The 18,545-nt window shown below is 43.1% G+C and carries 14 protein-coding genes; 12 read left to right on the top strand and 2 right to left on the bottom strand.

The window, feature by feature from the left end; all coding sequences use genetic code 11:
• Nucleotides 1-3: 3 nt before the first annotated feature.
• The 10 genes from glgX to AC5FX4_RS18980 all read left to right on the top strand — a co-directional run bounded on the left by glgX (nucleotide 4) and on the right by AC5FX4_RS18980 (nucleotide 13,000).
• On the top strand, nucleotides 4-2,061 hold the full coding sequence (gene glgX, locus AC5FX4_RS19025; protein ID WP_493607993.1) for a glycogen debranching protein GlgX: 2,058 nt from the start codon (nucleotides 4-6) through the stop codon (nucleotides 2,059-2,061).
• A complete protein-coding gene (locus AC5FX4_RS19020) occupies nucleotides 2,042-4,525 on the top strand; it encodes a glycogen/starch/alpha-glucan phosphorylase (RefSeq protein ID WP_493607992.1) in 2,484 nt (827 codons plus the stop codon). The genes glgX and AC5FX4_RS19020 overlap by 20 nt, the downstream gene beginning before the upstream one ends.
• Nucleotides 4,526-4,555: 30 nt before the next feature.
• Nucleotides 4,556-5,854 (top strand): glucose-1-phosphate adenylyltransferase, encoded by a 1,299-nt coding sequence (gene glgC / locus AC5FX4_RS19015; protein ID WP_493607991.1) that lies wholly within the window; start codon nucleotides 4,556-4,558, stop codon nucleotides 5,852-5,854.
• A 12-nt stretch (nucleotides 5,855-5,866) separates the two neighbouring features.
• On the top strand, nucleotides 5,867-7,402 hold the full coding sequence (locus AC5FX4_RS19010) for a glycogen synthase (protein ID WP_493607990.1): 1,536 nt from the start codon (nucleotides 5,867-5,869) through the stop codon (nucleotides 7,400-7,402).
• Between the two features lie 205 nt (nucleotides 7,403-7,607).
• The gene (locus AC5FX4_RS19005; protein WP_493607989.1) at nucleotides 7,608-8,825 is read left to right on the top strand and encodes an EAL and HDOD domain-containing protein; all 1,218 of its coding nucleotides are present in this window, start codon (nucleotides 7,608-7,610) and stop codon (nucleotides 8,823-8,825) included.
• The gene (locus tag AC5FX4_RS19000) at nucleotides 8,826-9,926 is read left to right on the top strand and encodes a DUF418 domain-containing protein (protein WP_493607988.1); all 1,101 of its coding nucleotides are present in this window, start codon (nucleotides 8,826-8,828) and stop codon (nucleotides 9,924-9,926) included.
• A 94-nt stretch (nucleotides 9,927-10,020) separates the two neighbouring features.
• Nucleotides 10,021-10,923 (top strand): 23S rRNA pseudouridine(2604) synthase RluF, encoded by a 903-nt coding sequence (gene rluF, locus AC5FX4_RS18995; protein ID WP_493607987.1) that lies wholly within the window; start codon nucleotides 10,021-10,023, stop codon nucleotides 10,921-10,923.
• 16 nt (nucleotides 10,924-10,939) lie between these two features.
• Nucleotides 10,940-11,374 carry a VOC family protein gene (locus AC5FX4_RS18990; protein ID WP_493607986.1) on the top strand — a complete coding sequence of 145 codons (435 nt, stop codon included), beginning with the start codon at nucleotides 10,940-10,942 and terminating at the stop codon, nucleotides 11,372-11,374.
• A gap of 92 nt (nucleotides 11,375-11,466) precedes the next feature.
• Nucleotides 11,467-11,940 (top strand): peroxiredoxin, encoded by a 474-nt coding sequence (locus AC5FX4_RS18985; RefSeq protein WP_493607985.1) that lies wholly within the window; start codon nucleotides 11,467-11,469, stop codon nucleotides 11,938-11,940.
• A 67-nt stretch (nucleotides 11,941-12,007) separates the two neighbouring features.
• Nucleotides 12,008-13,000 carry a fatty acid desaturase gene (locus AC5FX4_RS18980; RefSeq protein ID WP_493607984.1) on the top strand — a complete coding sequence of 331 codons (993 nt, stop codon included), beginning with the start codon at nucleotides 12,008-12,010 and terminating at the stop codon, nucleotides 12,998-13,000.
• Between the two features lie 78 nt (nucleotides 13,001-13,078).
• On the opposite strand, the gene AC5FX4_RS18975 is transcribed toward AC5FX4_RS18980, so the two are convergent.
• The gene (locus AC5FX4_RS18975; protein WP_493607983.1) at nucleotides 13,079-16,135 is read right to left on the bottom strand and encodes an efflux RND transporter permease subunit; all 3,057 of its coding nucleotides are present in this window, start codon (nucleotides 16,133-16,135) and stop codon (nucleotides 13,079-13,081) included.
• Between the two features lie 2 nt (nucleotides 16,136-16,137).
• Nucleotides 16,138-17,217 (bottom strand): efflux RND transporter periplasmic adaptor subunit, encoded by a 1,080-nt coding sequence (locus AC5FX4_RS18970; protein WP_493607982.1) that lies wholly within the window; start codon nucleotides 17,215-17,217, stop codon nucleotides 16,138-16,140.
• Between the two features lie 106 nt (nucleotides 17,218-17,323).
• Here AC5FX4_RS18970 and AC5FX4_RS18965 point away from each other — a divergent pair, with 106 nt between their 5' ends.
• Together AC5FX4_RS18965 and AC5FX4_RS18960 are read left to right on the top strand one after the other, a co-directional pair.
• Nucleotides 17,324-18,220: a LysR family transcriptional regulator gene (locus tag AC5FX4_RS18965; protein ID WP_493607981.1), complete on the top strand. Its 897-nt coding sequence runs from the start codon at nucleotides 17,324-17,326 to the stop codon at nucleotides 18,218-18,220.
• Nucleotides 18,204-18,518, top strand: coding sequence for an MGMT family protein (locus AC5FX4_RS18960; protein ID WP_493607980.1), 315 nt, complete (start codon nucleotides 18,204-18,206; stop codon nucleotides 18,516-18,518). The genes AC5FX4_RS18965 and AC5FX4_RS18960 overlap by 17 nt, the downstream gene beginning before the upstream one ends.
• Nucleotides 18,519-18,545: the final 27 nt, after the last annotated feature.

Here is an 18,545-nt window from a genome sequence, read left to right as displayed (position 1 = left end):
CCTATGTTGACTTCTAAGCGTGGGAGCTGTCGCCCGCTAGGCAGTAGTTTGGTTGATAACGGCGTAAACTTTGCGGTTTATGCACCTGATGCACGCAAGGTCAGTTTATGCCTTTTTGATGTGAGTGGGCATTCAGAAATTGCGCGTATAGAGATGTGTTTGCATGAAGGAGGGGTCTGGAGCACGTTTGTTGAGCCTCTCTCGATAGGGTGTTTATATGGCTATCGCGTCGATGGTGATTATAGCGCTGCTAAAGGCAGACTGTTTAATCCAAATAAGCTGCTTCTAGACCCATATGCAAAAGACTTTCAAGGTGAGTTCACTTGGAGTGAAAGACATTTTTGTCACATGCCCGTTGGCACGCTTAGTTCTTTAGATAATGCCATTGATATGCCCAAGTCTAGAGTCGTTGAAATTGATAAATATCAAGGGCAACGGCCAAAAATACCTTGGTCAAAAACGGTTATTTATGAGTGCCATGTTAAAGGGGCGACGTATCGTCACCCTGAGATCCGAGCGTCGCTCAGAGGCAAGTTTCTCGCGCTCGCAGAACCTGCGTTTGTGAATCATATTAAACGGTTAGGTGTAACTACCATTGAATTGTTACCCGTTCAGGCTTTTGTCAGTGAGCAGTTTCTCACTACTAAAGGCTTGAGGAACTATTGGGGATACAACACGTTAAATTACTTTACGCCACATAAAGCCTATTTGAGCTCTAGCGACATTAGCGAATTTCAACAAACGGTTCAGCGCTTACACGAAGCAGGATTAGAAGTCATTTTAGACGTGGTTTATAACCACACCGCTGAAGCGGGTGTGGATGGCCCCATGTTGTCGCTAAAAGGGTTTAATAATCGAGGCTACTATCGAAGTGTTGAAGGTCAGCCTGACGTTTACATCAATGATACAGGTTGTGGTAATACACTTAATATCGACGATCCTTATGCACTACAACTTGTACTCGATAGCTTGCGTTATTGGGTTGAAGTGATGGGCGTTGATGGTTTTAGGTTTGACCTAGCACCCATTTTGGCCCGTAACGCGGACGGTTTTAACCGTTATCATGCGTTTTTACAAGCTGTACAACAAGATCCCATATTACAAGATATAAAGCTTATCGCAGAGCCTTGGGATATCGGCCCCGGAGGCTATCAACTTGGCGCATTCCCTGCGCCTTGGCGCGAATGGAACGATAAATATCGCGATACGGTTAGGCAGTTTTGGCGTGGTGATAAAGGGGTACTCCCCGAACTCGCGCGAAGAATACATGGCTCTCATGATCTGTTTGAACACAATCTGAGAGGGCCTCTGAGTTCGATTAATTTCATAACCAGTCATGACGGCTTTACATTAGCTGATTTGGTCAGCTACGAGCATAAGCATAATGAAGCCAACGGCGAAATGAACAGAGATGGTCATAGTGCCAACCACTCAATGAACTGTGGTCAAGAAGGGTTTTCAACCGACCCTAAAGTGACGTCGCTGCGCTTAAAAATGCAAAAGAATGCTTTGTTAACGCTGTTTTTATCTAAAGGTGTGCCCATGATCGCTTCTGGCAGTGAGTTTAGCCACTCACAAGGGGGAAATAATAACGCCTATTGCCAAGACAACCGCACGAACTGGCTGGCTTGGAAGTCATCACAATTTAATCACAGCCTCACGTTTTTTATTCAAGAATTGATTGCACTTCGTGACAAGTTCGCTGCTTTTTCGCATCCATTTTATATTCATGCCAACGACCCTCGTTTTAGCGTGCAGTGGCTCAATGAGCAAGGTGAAGCCATGTTGCCAGAGCAATGGCATGAAGCATCAAGGCAGTGGTTAGGATATATGTTGGTGGATAAACAACATTCGCAAAGCGTGTTGATCATGCTCAACGCGAGCGCCGAGGCAATGGAGTTCACAATGCCATACGCGCCTTTTAGCGAACATTGGCAACTTGCCGTCGCAAGTGATCCGCAAGCAAAGTCAGACAAAGTTTCAGTTTCTATTTCCCCCCAATCTAGTTGGGTTTTTACATCGGTAAAAGAAGGAATCTCTCATGGCCAAAAAGACTGCTAACGTGTGTGTAGTAAAACACTGGCAAGATGCGCCAAAGTTAGACGAAAGCACATTAAGTGATGATTTAAGTCGTCATTTTTACTATACACTCGGTCGCGATAAAGTCGGTGAATCGCAACTGTACTTGTATCATGCATTAGCGCTGACCATTCGCGATAGGCTAGTTTCTCGATGTCGTGCCACAAAACAGTACCTTAGCGAGAAGAAAACCCGCAAAGCAGCTTACCTATCGTTAGAGTTTTTGATGGGCAGAGCGCTAGGTAATGCGGTACTGAATTTAGATTTAGAACACAGCACGAAACAAGCGTTAGAGCAGTATTGTACCGAGCTTGAGAAAGTGGGTGAAGCTGAGCATGACGCGGGCTTAGGTAATGGTGGCTTAGGGCGTTTAGCTGCGTGCTTTTTGGATAGCTGCGCAAGCCTAGCATTGCCCGTGGTTGGCTATGGCATTCGTTATGAATACGGTATGTTCAACCAGTCAATTGAGAACGGACATCAAGTTGAGCAACCCGATAACTGGCTACGCGAAGGTCACCCTTGGGAATTGGCTGCGCCAGAGCAATCACAACGCGTTAAATTTTTTGGCCACGTCGAAACCTTCAAAGACAGAAGTGGCCGAGAACACCGCCAGTGGATGGATACGCAAGATGTACTTGCAGTGCCTTATGATGTGCCAATTCCAGGCTATAAAAACGGGGTAGTGAATACACTCCGACTCTGGAAATCTGAAGCGACGGACGAGTTTGACCTATCTGAGTTCAATGCGGGCAGTTACTCAGAGGCGGTGGCAAGAAAGAATCTGGCCGAGCAAATCACCATGGTGCTTTATCCAAATGACAGCAGTGAAAACGGTAAGGAGTTACGCTTACGTCAGCAGTACTTCCTATCTAGTGCCAGCCTGCAAGATATTTTGGTTCAGTGGGTTGAGCGCTATGGTGCTAATTTTAAAGATTTTGCTGATTACCATGTATTCCAACTTAACGATACACACCCGAGTATTGCGGTTGCAGAACTCATGCGCTTGTTTGTGGATGTTTATGAACTGAGCTGGGATGAAGCATGGCAGATCACCACAAAAACCATGGCTTACACTAACCATACATTACTACCTGAAGCGCTTGAGAAGTGGTCGGTGCCTTTATTCCAAAAGTTATTGCCACGCTTGCTCGAAATCATTTATGAGATCAACGCACGCTTTTTAGCACAAGTGGCCTTGCAGTGGCCAGGCGATGTGAATAAGCAGCGAGAGTTGTCACTCATTGAAGAAGGCGATGTACCACAAGTTCGTATGGCCTATTTGGCAATCGTCGGGAGTTATTCTGTAAACGGGGTCGCGGCTTTGCATACAGAGCTATTAAAGTCAGGATTGTTTAAAACGTTTTATGAATTGTGGCCACAAAAGTTTAATAACAAAACCAATGGCGTGACACCACGACGCTGGTTAGCGCACTGTAACCCTGCTTTGAGCGAACTCATCAGTGCAAAAATTGGTGCGCATTGGACGGCAGACTTTTCGCAAATTGATAAGTTACGTCGTTATTACGATGACGAAAAGTTCCATAAACAATGGCAGCGTGTAAAAAGTGAAAATAAACAACGACTTTGCGAGCTAGTTAAGTCCCGTTGTGGCGTTGAATTTGACCCTTCAATGATGTTTGACGTGCAGGTTAAACGTATCCATGAATACAAGCGTCAACTTCTTAATGTGCTGCATATTATTCACCTTTATGATCGAATTTTAAAAGACGACGTTGAGGGTATGGCACCACGTTGTGTATTGATCGGGGGTAAAGCCGCTCCAGGTTATTACATGGCCAAGAAAATTATTAAGCTTATCAACAATGTTGCCAGTGTGATCAACAGTGATGAAAAAGCAAAGCCGTATCTGAGAGTGGCGTTTTTCCCTAACTATAACGTCACTGCGATGGAAGCGATTTGCCCTGCTACAGATTTGTCTGAACAAATCTCTACAGCGGGTAAAGAAGCATCGGGTACCGGGAATATGAAGTTCATGATGAATGGCGCCATTACCATAGGTACTTTGGACGGCGCTAATATTGAGATCCGAGATAATGTGGGCGCAGACAATTTCTTCTTGTTTGGAGCGCACGCCGACCAAACGGACGCAATTAGAAGTAACTACAACCCTCAGCAGATTATTGAGCAGGACCCAAATTTAGAAGCCGTCATGTCACTGCTAGAAAGTGGTCATTTTAACTTATTTGAGGCGGGCATATTCGACGACATCATCAATGCGATTAAAAGCCCACAAGACCCTTGGCTTGTTGCGCATGATTTTCCAAGTTATGTACAAGCGCAACAAAAAGCAGCCGACACCTATCTTGATAAATCAACATGGACTCGGATCAGCATACTTAATACCGCGGCCAGTGGAAGCTTTTCCAGTGACCGAACAATTCAACAATATTGCGATGAGATTTGGCGCTTGGAGCCAATGCAATAGACCACCACACAAGGACAATTGGAGAAAGTTATGCCCAGTTATGCAAATCGCTACATAAGTAGTTTAACCAGAGAAACTTACGCCTTGATTTTAGCCGGTGGTCGAGGATCTCGTTTACATGAATTAACCAATTGGCGTGCTAAGCCTGCAGTCTATTTTGGTGGTAAACACAGGATCATCGATTTCCCCCTGTCAAACTGCATTAATTCAGGGATCAGACGTGTTGGTATTGCAACGCAATACAAATCACACTCATTGATCCGCCATGTTAATCGCGCGTGGGGGCATTTCAAGAAAGAGTTAGGTGAGTCGGTAGAAATTCTTCCAGCATCACAAAGATATGGTGATGAGTGGTACTGTGGTACGGCTGATGCGGTATTCCAGAATATGGATATTATCAGACATGAGTTACCAAAATACGTGATGATCCTATCGGGTGACCACGTGTATCGCATGGACTATGGTGCACTGCTTGCAAAGCACGTTGAAACGGGGGCCGATATGACCGTGTGCTGTATTGAAGTACCTTGTGAAGAGGCAGCGAACACCTTTGGTGTAATGACCGTAGATGGTGATAAGCGCGTTCGTCGTTTTGATGAAAAGCCAGCAGAGCCGACTTCAATACCGGGTAAAGAGGGTATTTGTTTGGCATCGATGGGTAACTATGTGTTCAATACGGAGTTCTTGTTTGAACAGCTAAAGCAAGATGCAGAAAGGGAAGGCTCAGGTCGTGACTTTGGTCATGACATCATCCCTGCCATAATCGAAGAACATAACGTGTTTGCATTCCCATTTAGAGATCCCAGTCATGAAGGTCAACCTTATTGGCGCGATGTGGGTACTCTAGATTCGTTCTGGGAAGCGAACATGGAGTTAGTGTCACCGGAACCTCAACTCGACCTTTATGATCCTACTTGGCCTATTTGGACTTATCAGGAGCAGCTTCCGCCAGCAAAATTTATTTTTGATGATGATGAACGCCGTGGTATGGCCGTTGATTCAACTGTATCTGGTGGTTGCATCATCTCAGGTTCTGTGGTTAGACGATCACTATTGTTCTCAAACGTGCATGTGCATTCGTACTGTGAAATAGAAGGCTCGGTTGTGCTACCTGGTGTGGTCATTGAACGTAATTGTCGTATTCGTAACGCGATTGTTGACCGAGGATGTCACTTGCCAACAGGCCTTGAAATTGGCTTTGATGCGCAAACGGATAAAGAAAATGGCTTCCGAGTCACCAATAAAGGTATAGTATTGATCACAAGAGAAATGTTGCTGGCGTATGCCAAAAAAAAGCAACAAAACTTAGTTGAACGACAAACTGCATAAATAAGGCGTAGCATGCGGGTATTAATGGTGGCGGCTGAGAATGATCGGTTGCCAAATTGTAAGGTTGGCGGCGTTGCGGATGTGATCCGTGACGTGCCTTATGCACTGGGCAAGCAGGGCATTCAAGTTTCGGTGGTTGTGCCAGATTATGGAAGTAATCAGCTAAATCGCACGTTTGTAGGTGATATTGCTGTGCCGTTTCGTCAGCACCTTGAAACGGCTTCTTTGTGGCAGGTCGAGCAAGGGGATGGCGTGGTGCAATATGTGCTGTCGCATTCACTATTTAGTGAGCATCACGGAGCAATCTATTGTAACGACGATAGTCACAGACCATTTGCGACAGATGCCAGCAAATTTGCTTTTTTTGCCGCAGCGGTGAGTGAAGCGATTGAACATATGATGTTTGGCAAGCTTGATGTACTGCATCTACACGATTGGCATGCCGCGTGTGTGAGTGTATTACAAAAGTTCAGCCCGCGTTTTGTTTATCTCAAACAAATCAAAACGGTATACACGGTACATAACTTGGCGCTGCAGGGGATCAGGCCCTTTAATGGCGATGAATCTAGCCTAGAAGCTTGGTTTCCTACGCTCAGTTATGACGGACAACAACTGTGCGACCATCAACATCCAAATTGCTTCAACCCAATGAGAAGTGCGATTACTTTGGCTGATAAGGTACATGTGGTGTCGCCGACTTACAGCGAAGAAGTACTGCACACCAGTGAACCAGACAGAGGTTTTTTTGGTGGCGAAGGTTTAGAGCATGATATGCAAATTGCCAAACGGCATGGCAAGCTGCACGGCATTCTCAATGGGTGTGAATATCCAAGTGACAGTCAGGAACAAACGACACTTGGCGAGTATTTGCATGATGTAGAGTCAACGCTATTAACTTGGATGGCAGGGCATAGGCAACTTAAGTCTTGTCACTATATTGCACATCAGCGATTAAAACAGTGGCAAACGGGTTCATTTGACGGGCCGCTTATCACAAGTGTAGGTCGTTTGACGGATCAAAAGGCATTGCTTTTGCGCCAGACCACTGAGCATGGCTTGGTATTAGACACGCTAGCAAACATTGCGTCAGAGTATCAGGGTAAGCTGATTGTCCTTGGCTCAGGTGATCAATATTTAGAAGACTTGTTTACGCAAGTGATGGCCCGACATGATAACGTATTGTATCTGAACGGCTATGGCAAGAATATTGGCGATCAACTTTATAGCTTAGGCGACCTATTTCTGATGCCAAGTTCGTTTGAGCCTTGTGGGATCAGCCAAATGCTCGCTATGCGTGCTGGACAACCCTGCTTGGTGCATGGTGTGGGTGGACTTGTTGACACGGTAACTCATTTAGAAACGGGGTTTTCTTTTGACGGTGAAGATTTGTACGAACAGGTGCAACAACTAATCGCAACCTTTGAAGGTGCGATGGCCATGTACCGCCAAAATAGTCAACAATATCAACAGTTATGCAATAATGCGGCAGCGCTACGCTTTACGTGGGATTCAATGGCCCAGCAGTATATTGAGCAACTTTATGATTAATAAGTAGTTTATTTTATGAACGATTTTCAAAAAAGCAGACTTCGGTCTGCTTTTTTGTTGGTTGGTGCTATAGTTAATAAACTATTTTTTACCAACTATTAATAGCTTAGTTCTATATTATTCTTCGTCATTTATGGTTAGAATCTAACTTTTAATCAGGAACAAAGTGCTACATTGGAAGTGGCAGGTAATGAGGAGTCAACATTTGAAGGTTTTTGTTGCTCGACAAGCTATTTTCAATCGCAAAAAGCAGGTTGTAGCTTACGAGCTGTTGTTTCGTGATGGTAAAAGCAATTGTTTTCCTGACATTGCTGAGGACGCCGCGACCGCAAAATTGATCATGGACAATCAGCTAAATCTCGGAACTCGTTACCTTACCTCTGGAAAAAAGGCTTTAATTAATATTGGGCCGGATTCATTGAAGCAAGATTTGGCTCATTTTTTACCTGCGCGAGATGTGATACTTGAGTTGCTAGAGACGATCACTCCCAGCCATGATAATTATGAGAAGGTCAGGGAACTTTTTCATTTAGATTATCGATTAGCGCTTGATGATTTTGAATACACCAAGCAGTGGGAACCCTTCTTAAAACTAATTCGGCTCGTAAAATTCGATATTCAACAAAACTCGTTAGATACGATATCTCAATTAGTTGAAGAGTTTAAAAAAAGAAAAAATGTTAAGTTGCTCGCAGAAAAAGTAGAAACAGAAGCCGAATTCGAGCAAGCCAGAGCAATGGGATTTCATTTTTTCCAAGGTTACTTTTTCGCTAAACCGCGAGTGATACAGCAAAACGATATTGAAATTAACTATGCTGTGGCCTTACTTATCTATGCGGAAGTGCTCAAACCCCATATTAATACCGATAAGATTGCTCGCCTGTTTGCTCAAGACACAGCGCTTGCTTATAAACTCCTTCGTTTGATTAACTCGGGCGTCTTCCCATTAAAAAACCGTATTGAATCCCTAAAGCAAGCGCTCGTTTACTTAGGCGATGAGCGAGTTAAAAAGTTTGTTGGATTGATCATGACGGCACACGTTGCGGAAGGCAAACCCACTGAGCTGACTCGGTTGAGTATTGTACGATCGCGCTTTTGTGAACTTATCGCCAAAAGTTTACAACCTAATATGCGTAGCATGAGTTTCTTAACAGGATTGTTTTCTTTGTTGGATGCCATACTGGATAGGCCAATGGAGCAAGTGGTTGCGAGACTACCGTTTCCTGATGAATTGCAAGATGCCTTAATGGGCAAACACAACTTTTTGTATTACATCTTAAATGTTGTAAGAGCGTATGAAAGTGGCAGCTGGTGGAATTTGCAAGAGGCGTGTGGCTTGTTAAATTTAGACGATAAAAAGCTGCCTGATTTTCACGCCGATGCCATCCGTTGGGCAGATATGTATAAGGACAGTATTTTCTAAATGACACGCATTAAACAGTTAGATAGCTTGCGTGGCTTTGCAGTGCTTGGTTTAGTTTTACTTAATATTTATTTCTTCTCGATTTTTGAAACCGGCTATGTTGCTTCAACTTCACCTCCAATCAGTGACACATTAATAGATTACCTTAATGTGTTGCTGCTTGATGGTCGCTTTCGTGCACTCTTTTGTATGCTGTTTGGCGCAGCGTTAGTGCTCCAGTTTGATAAACAAGGTTGCGCTGACGCGCTAAAGCCGAGGCTCAACGTACTTGTCGCTTTTGGGGCTTTACACGGCATTTTAGTGTGGCCGGGTGATATACTATTGAGCTACGGCCTAGCGGGATTCTTAGCGCTAGGCTATTTGCAGCGATCTGATGCGACTCTATTACGCCATGGCATGCTTATGTTATTAATAAGCGGTTTGTTATTGCTCTTGCTCAGCATGTCTGGTCACGAGCCAGAAATTTACCGAGAAACCCTCGAATTTGACGACCTTCTTAATTCAACGCCCAGTACGTTGTTCGGTTTACTTATCCACAATATTCAAATGTTTTTAATCATGCTTTTTATGCTGCCTATTTTAACCGTGTGGAATGCCTTGGGTGTGATGCTTATTGGTATGCTGTGCTTCAGGCATAACGTGTTCAGCAATGGCTTAGCTACGCCCATATTGTACCGTTTGCTATTTGCGGTTGTGGTTTTATCTATACTGAGCGTCGTTATTAAATATGTTGGGGGAGTGCGGTATGCGTATTTTGTTGATGCCATAATTTGGATTAATGCCGTCGTTGGGGGTCTTCTCATCGCGCATGTTAACGCCAATATATCAGTAGAAAGTTTAATATCTTCTTGGTTACAGGCCGTTGGGAAACTGGCGCTCACATGCTATTTGCTACAATCCATAATGATGGTTTTGTATTTTACTTGGCTAAATCCAAGTGCCCGTATCGAATTTAATCGTATCGATTACATTCAATTAGCGATTATTGTCATTATCTTACAACTACTTTTTGCACCCATTTATTTAAAGTATTTCAAGCAAGGTCCTTTTGAATGGCTGTTGCGTGTTTTGACTGATAAGCAACTTAAGCGTTTAGGCTAATAGTTCAGAACATTGAAGCGTCAGAAAATTAAGCATTTTGCACTGCGATGGTTTAAAATGCCTTCTTTTGATTGAGCATTAAGAAGGGTAACGCGTGACGCAATCAACACGGCTAAATAAATACATCAGCGAGACGGGTTTTTGTTCTCGTAGAGAGGCTGACAAGCTGATCGAAACGGGCCGAGTTAAGGTAAATGGCAATTCACCTGAAATGGGGTTGAAGGTTAGCGATGCTGATACCATTTTAATTGACGGCAAACCACTCAAAGCGAAACCAAAAAGAGTGTATATCGCTTACAACAAACCGGTTGGCGTCACCTGTACAACAGAAAGAAAAATAAAAAGTAACATTGTCAGTGCCATTAATTATCCTGAGCGCATTTTTCCGATTGGGCGCTTGGACAGACCATCTGAAGGTTTGATCTTTTTGACCAATGAAGGTGACATAGTCAATAAAATCCTACGCGCAGGTAATAACCACGAGAAAGAATACGTCGTAAAAGTCGATAAACCTATCAACAAACGTTTTGTAGAGCGCATGGCGGGTGGTCTGCCAATTTTAGACACGGTAACTAAAAAATGTTTTGTTAAGCAAACAAGTGAGAGAACATTCACAATTGTTTTGACACAAGGACTCAACCGACAGATCCGTCGTATGTGTGAGTACTTGGGATATGAAGTAACCAGCCTTAAACGTGTTCGTATCATGAATGTCAACATGAATGGTTTACGTCCAGGCGAATGGCGCCATCTTTCTGATGCTGAAATGAAAGAGATCAACGACTCGATTGCTGATTCAGCAAAAACTGAAGAAGGCTCTGTCGATGTGAATAAAAAGCCAAAAGCACAACAGGCTGAAGTAAAAGACAAAACGCACAATAGGGCACCGAGAAGCGCAACAACCAAAAAAGCAACGCACGATAACAAACGCAACCGTGTATCAAGCCATAGTCCAAAAAGAAAAGCGGGCACCTTGAGCTTAAAAAAGACTAAATAAGGTTACAAGGAACATTATGAAACAAGAGCTAATTCACATTGCTCTAGTCGTAAAGGACTACGATGATGCTATCGATTTTTACATCAACAAACTTAATTTTGATTTGTTAGAAGATACCTATCAGTCGGAGCAAAACAAGCGTTGGGTTGTGGTCGCACCGCCAGGCTCTAAAGGAGCGAGTATCTTGTTGGCACGAGCTTCCAACGAAGAGCAAGCTCAGTTTATTGGTCAACAGTCTGGTGGTCGTGTATTTTTGTTTCTAAACACGGATGACTTTTGGCGTGATTATCACTCAATGTGTGAAAAAGGCATTGAATTTGCGCGCCCACCTCAAGAGCAAGAATACGGTACGGTGGCGGTTTTTAAAGATTTATATGGTAATTTATGGGATTTATTACAGTTAGACAAAGGGCATTCAATGGCCTGTCGTTTAGCTGAGATACATACCTAACTAACTCTATGAAATAACCTTGTAGTTTACATGTGTTTCAACAAGGCGTTTACGATTACACTTATGTTTTATCAAAATAGTGAGAATGAACAATGATTGAACAAGGACAAGCTTTACCCGATGTTACTTTAAGCGAACTGACTGCTGATGGTATGGCAACGCATCAAGTAAGCGAGTTATTTGTAAACAAAAAAGTCGTGCTATTTGCGGTACCTGGCGCGTTTACCCCTACTTGCTCTGCGTCACACCTACCTGGCTATGTTACGCTAGCTGACAAAATCAAAGCCAAAGGTGTTGATTTAATTGCATGTGTGTCAGTTAATGACGCGTTTGTAATGAAAGCATGGGGTGAGGCTCAAAATGCATCCGAAATTGCGATGTTAGCTGATGGTGACGCAAGCTTTACCAAAGCACTGGGCTTAGATATGGACACAGAAGGTTTTGGTGGTATCCGTTCACAGCGTTATGCGATGATTGTTGAAAACGGTACCGTGACGCAGCTGAATGTTGAGCAACCAAAGCAATTTGAAGTCAGTAAGGCTGAAGTCATTTTAGAAGCTCTATAAGCTTAATTGATAAAAAAGCAGTCAACTCGACTGCTTTTTTATTATCTCAAACTTTGAAAGATAGGCTATGGGCAATCAATCAGACAAAAAATCTATCCAAAACATTGTATCCACCATTCAATCTCAAGAAGCCGCTCTAAGAAGTAAATACGCGTTTTTAAAACATCAAAATTCGCTTGGTTTGGGTTTTCTGAGTTTGTCACTTATTGGCATGTTAGCCGTCGCTTGGTGCTATGCAATGGGCCTTCTAACTATTTGGCAAAGCATAATTCTTTCGGCTGTGTTCGCCTCGATTTCACACGAGATTGAGCATGACTTGATCCACAAACTGTACTTTTCCAATCAGCCAATTATCCACAATACAATGATGCTGATAGTGTGGTTGATGCGACCTAACACCATTAATCCGTGGTATCGAAGAAAAATACACTTGCATCACCATAAAGTGTCAGGAACCGAGCAAGATTTGGAAGAGCGATTAGTCGGCAATGGCGTTCGAAATTTGCTACTTCGACTGGTGATTAATTTCGATGGATTAATAGGCTTATTAATTAGCCAACGTCGTCTTAATAGTGAGGTGAAATGTTTTAAGTTTTGGCGTGTTTTTAACGCAGGTTTTCCAGTCGCAACCTTATATTTTATAGCGCTTTATGGCTTTGTGATTTTCCAAAGTGTCGATTATTTCACCGGTGGAAGTGTACACTATCCACAATGGTTAGTAATGACGAAGGAAAGTGTGAGCTTTTTGATGGTCGTGCTGATTGGTCCTAATATACTACGCTCGTTTTGCTTGAACTTTGTCACTTCATATATGCATTACTACGGTGGTGTTAAAACCTTAATGCAACAAACGCAAATCCTTAATCACTGGCTGTTTTATCCGTTCCAATTATTTTGTTTTAACTTTGGTAAAACACATTCTATACATCACTTTGTGCCAAAGCAGCCTTTTTACATCCGCCAATGCATTAGCAAGAGAGTGAATGTAGTGATGCATGGAAATGGAGTACGGAAGAATGACTTAGCTAGCCTTAAAAGGGCTAATCATTACGAGCTGTAAAGGGGGTTTACTGTTTTGTAATAGCCAATTTATTAAGGTAAAAAGAGAGGGCCCTTAAGCCCTCTTAACTCAATTGACTTAATTTGGTTGTCTAATTTTAAATACCACGCAGTACATGACTGGTAGCACGACCAGCGTGAGAATTGTCGCAAAGCCAAGGCCAAACATGATCGTTACCGCCATCGATTTGAAAAACACGTCAAATAGCAATGGGATCATACCTAGTATGGTTGTAATGGCAGCCATTGAGACTGGTCTAACACGACTGACACCCGAATCAAACACGGCTAGGTAGGGGGATTTCCCTTGCGATAACTCTAGGTTGATCTGGTCCATCAAAACGATACCGTTTTTGATCAGCATACCCGATAAGCTAAGTAGCCCCAGCAATGCCATGAAGCTAAACGGCGCGTCTAGCGCGACCAAACCAGCAGTCACACCAATGATAGCAAGCGGGACGGTTGACCAAATTACCAATGGTTGTTTGACTGAGTTAAATAACAACACAGTAATAATAAACATGGCTAAGTAACCAAGTGGCAGTGAACCAAAAATCGCTTTTTTAGCTTTTGACGATGATTCGAACTCGCCGCCCCATTCCATTTGGTAACCGTGTGGTAGCTCGATGGCTTCAATGTCTGTGCGAACGCGTGCAAATAGTTTTGCTGGTGTTTCATCACCAATCACGTCATGATCCGCCATCACCGTAATGGTACGTTTTCTGTCGCGTCTCATGATCAATGGGTCTTCCCAAATCACATCAAAGCTATCGACTACTTGAGTGATTGGCACATAAACACCAAGTACAGGACTAAATATTTGTAAATCGCTTAGATTTTCTACATTCTTCCTTTCTTCTTCGGGAGAGCGGGCCACAATAGGTAGCAAACGTGTACCATCTCGGTATAGACCCACTTTATTACCAGAAACACTCGTTAACAGTAATTGATCGAGATCTGACTTACTGACACCTAGACGACGTGCTTTTTGCTCATTAAACACTGGGCGTAGTACCTTAGTGCGTTGACGCCAATCATCGCGAATGTTGAATGCGCGGTCATCTTGTCCTAACAAGTTCTTTGCTTTGTCAGCGAGTTGTCTTAGGACAACTGGATCGGGGCCGATGAAACGGGCTTCAATTTTGGCATTGGTTGATGGGCCTATTTCCATGCGTTTAATTTTAAGGGCGCCTCCAAGCACTGCTGTGCGTTCAAACTCCCTAAGTTTGTTGATCATGGTTTTAACCGCGTCTCTGTCTTTCACCCGCACGATTAACTGGCCATAGGCGGCATATTGCTTCTCTGGTGCATAGGTCAGCATAAATCTCGGAGCGCCTTGACCTATTGTTGACGTGACTTCCTCTACAAGCTCGTCATTTAAAAGAAAATCTTCAATCGTAGTCAGGTTTTCCGTTGTACTTCTAATATCTGCGCCTTGGTAATGCCAGTAATCCACGTAAAACATCGGCGTGTTAGATGCTGGGAAAAACGACTGTTTGACCGATTTAAAACCGACAATTGAACCAACCAATAGAGCAACCATCACAATGAGTGTCATTGCACGATGTTTTAAAGCAAATGATAAAGTGGCTTTGTATACGTTAAAAATCACACCTTTGTAAGGGTCAATGTCATCATCGGAGTTTTGAGAGTTTGATTCTTTGAAAAGTGCATCTGCAAAAAACGGTGTTAACGTGATTGCTGTCACCCAACTTAACAGCAATGAGATCAATAGCACCCAAAAAAGTGAGCCTGCAAACTCGCCACTGGCATCACTACTTAAACCTATCGGTGCAAATGCGGTGATACCAATCGCTGTAGCGCCTAATAACGGCCACTTGGTTTGCTCAACGATATTCACGGCTGCTTGTAATTTAGTTTGGCCTCGTTTTAAATTGATCAGTATGCCTTCAGTCACAACAATAGCATTATCGACTAGCATACCTAAGGCAATGATCAGGGCGCCAAGCGAAATACGTTGCAAGTCAATGGCAAACATTTTCATGAAGATAAATGTGCCCAGTACGGTTAGAAGTAACACTGCGCCTATCAACAAGCCGCTTTTCATTCCCATGAAGATAAGTAGTACGACAATGACAATGGCGACTGCTTCTAATAAGCTGACAATAAAGCCATCCACTGACTTTTCTACTTCATTGGGTTGATGATATACCGTGTTTATTTCGATGCCGTGAGGGCGATGGTACTCGAGATCTGAGATGTGTTTGCTGATGGCTTTACCGACATCGACGACATTCACACCCGAGCTAAATGACACGCCAAGTAATAGAGCTTGTTGTTTATTAAAGCGCGTAATATGACTTGGGATCTCAGCATAAGCACGTTTTACAGTCGCAACATCACCCAAGTAAATCAGCTCTTTAGCGCCAGCTTTTGAAATAAGCAAGTGTTCCAGTTCTTTGACGTCTTGGAACTCGCCCGTTGGATGTAAACGAATAGACTCTTCACCGACTCGGATCGTGCCAGCGTTGGAAACGCTGTTTTGTGATTGCAGGAGGCTGAAAATATAGGATGGCGCAATGCCGAGCTGCGATAGTTTTTGCGTTGAGATCTCGACAATCACTTGCTCTTGCTGTTCACCAGCCACGGTCACCTTACTTACACCGTTAACAAGTACCAATTCACGTTTAAGATAGTCAACGTAATCTTTTAACTCGTCATAGGCGTAACCATCTCCCGTTATGGCATACATCACACCGTATACATCGGCAAAATCATCAATGACTTTTGGTGGGTACACGCCGGGCGGTAGACTTGGCTTTAAATCATTTATTTTACGTCGCAGTTCATCCCAAATTTGTTTAAGGTCATCTTTACGATAGATACTTTTCATCTCAACCGTGATTTGTGATTTACCGGCCGAAGAAATGGAGGTGACATAGTCAACGTAAGGCAACTGTTGAATCGCGTTTTCAACAACAAAGGTGACCTCCTCTTCAACTTGTTGTGGTGATGCACCGGGGTAGAGGGTGACGACCATGGCTTTTTTCAAAGTGAACTCAGGATCTTCAAGTTGCCCTAAACCAAAATATGAATTAGCGCCCGCAAGTAATAAGAGGATGGCAAACATCCAACTGATCACTTTGTTTTCAATCGACCATTTAGCAAGACTCATCCTTACAGCCCTCTTTCTTTGGTCCATGGTCTGACTTTAAGTCCTTCCTTCAAATGATGGACACCAGCGGCGACGATTGTTTCACCGCCATTGAGGCCATTTGTAATTTCAATGGTTTGTGCTCGCATTTTACCGACACTGACTGCATGCTTGGCGATTTGCTTTGTATCAGGATTAAACACCCACACATAAGCATTGTTGTTCGTTGGCATGGTTTGTTCTGAAAAAACAGCTTCAACAGGCACGAATATTTGGCTATGACTTATGTTAGTGACTTTACTTCGGTCGATATAAACGTGGCCTGTCATACCCGCCAGTAGGTTAAAGTCTTTCGGCACAGGTAATGTGAATACAACTTTGTAGCTTAGTGTTGCTGGATCTGCTTGAGTATCCCATTCTTTAATGCTTAATTCGTAAGACTTGTCAGGGTAACCGTCGAAGATAACACTCGGGTGGTAATCTAATTGCTTCTTAACACGTGCGATGAGTTTTTCTGGTACTTGGATAACCACGTCCATCATGTCACGGGTTTCTAGGCGCAAAATGTTTTGTTTTGCGACAATATTTTCATAGTTTTTCACGAAAACTTTCGCAATTGTACCGTCAAACGGGGCACGTAGTTCGCTATTGACGAGATTTGTTTTCGCTATTTTTAATGCTGATTCGGCGACTTGTTCATTTGCTACCGCTTCGTCATATTCTGACTTACTGGCAATGGATTTTTGATAGAGCGATTTCACCCTAGCCAGTTGAGAGGAGGCAAGTTTAAATTGTGCTGTTCGCTGTTCATGTTGTAGTTCAAAGTCTTCAGGATCTAGCTTAGCTAAAAGTTGACCTTTTTTGACGTCTTGACCCGCACGTACTGGGAATTCCATTAACTCACCATTGACCCTAAATGCCAAATAGGAACCTTGATTGGCGACAACATTGGCAGGAAAGCTGCGAATATCACTTTGTTCAACGGCATCAACCGTAATTAACTTGACCGGCCTCACTACGTCGCCTTGAGGTTTTTGTGGCTCGTTGTCTTGGCAGCCAGATAGTAACAGCAGTGTTGTAACAAATAAGATGCTACGTAACATGAAAAACTCCATCTATATCATTGATGATAAAACATAACGTGCAGAGTATAGAAGTTTTATATAAAATAAAAATTATATTAAATTTGAATCTTTATAAATTAATCTTATGAAAATTTCGGATTTGGAAATTTTAAAGGTTGTTGCAAACACCACGAGTTTAAGTGATGCAGCACAACGACTATATAAAACGCAACCTGCAGTAACACAAGCACTAAAAAGACTTGAAGAACAGCTTGGTTTTGAGTTGATTAATCGAGATGGCTATCGAGTGACGTTAACTGAAAAAGGACGCCGCTTTTGTGATGAAGCAGACAAGCTGCTCACGCTACGGGATGACTTACAAGTGCTAGCCAATGAGTTTTCTGTTGGCAATGAAGCAAAATTTAATATCTGTTATGAGCCATTGTGTTACCAATCTGAGTATAACGATGCCATAGGTCGGATATTCAGTCAGTTTCAACATACTGAAATGGCGATAACCAGTGGTAAACGTTTTGTCGCCTTAGAGCAGGTTAACAGTGGTGTGGCAGATTTGGGCATTGGTCCATGGTTTGATCTTTTTCACTCAATCGGTGATTTAGAATCCATAGCCATTGGTGAGATCAGATTGGGATTGGTTGCAAAATCGGGGCTATTACCCAAATCTCTTAAATACGAACAGTTGGCTGACTATCCCTGTCTTGCCATGTTAGAAAGCGGTTTTAACTTTGACAGTGAGCGTTTGTCTTATGCGCGAGGCACTGGAATGATGAAGTTGGACGATATCGCGTCAATCAAGTCATTTTTGTTAAGTGGAACGGGCTTTGCGATGATAAGTTTGAGTCATTGCCAAGCTGAGTTGGATTCAGGGCTTTTAGAGCAGATCACGGTAACGGATAGGAAAAGCACATTTAATGCAAAAATTCATGCGTTTAGAAAACTTGCAAGACATCATGGTCCCGTGGCAAGGGCGATTTGGCAGGAGTTTAAACAAATAGGAAAGCGGTATGGAAGTGCAGTTTGAACAACAAATTTACACCTTAATTGGTGCTATCCCATACGGACAAGTTGCGGCTTATGGTCAGCTAGCTCGTTTGGCCGGTGCACCAAATCAGTCGCGCGCAGTTGGTCGTATTCTTAAACAGCTCCCTAAAGGCAGTAAACTGCCGTGGCACCGAGTGATTAATAGCCAAGGAAAAATATCCTTTCCAATTGATTCAGAAAAGTATGTTCAACAAAAAACGACGCTGGAACAAGAAGGTGTGGTGTTTATCAAAGGAAGAGTGAACCTAAGAATATATCAATGGCTTGAAGGAAGTTGATCGTAACTTTAGGGAAATGCGTAATTA

The sequence above is a fragment of the Pseudoalteromonas sp. ATL1 genome (assembly GCF_058933015.1).
This window is presented reverse-complemented; position numbering and strand designations above follow the sequence as displayed.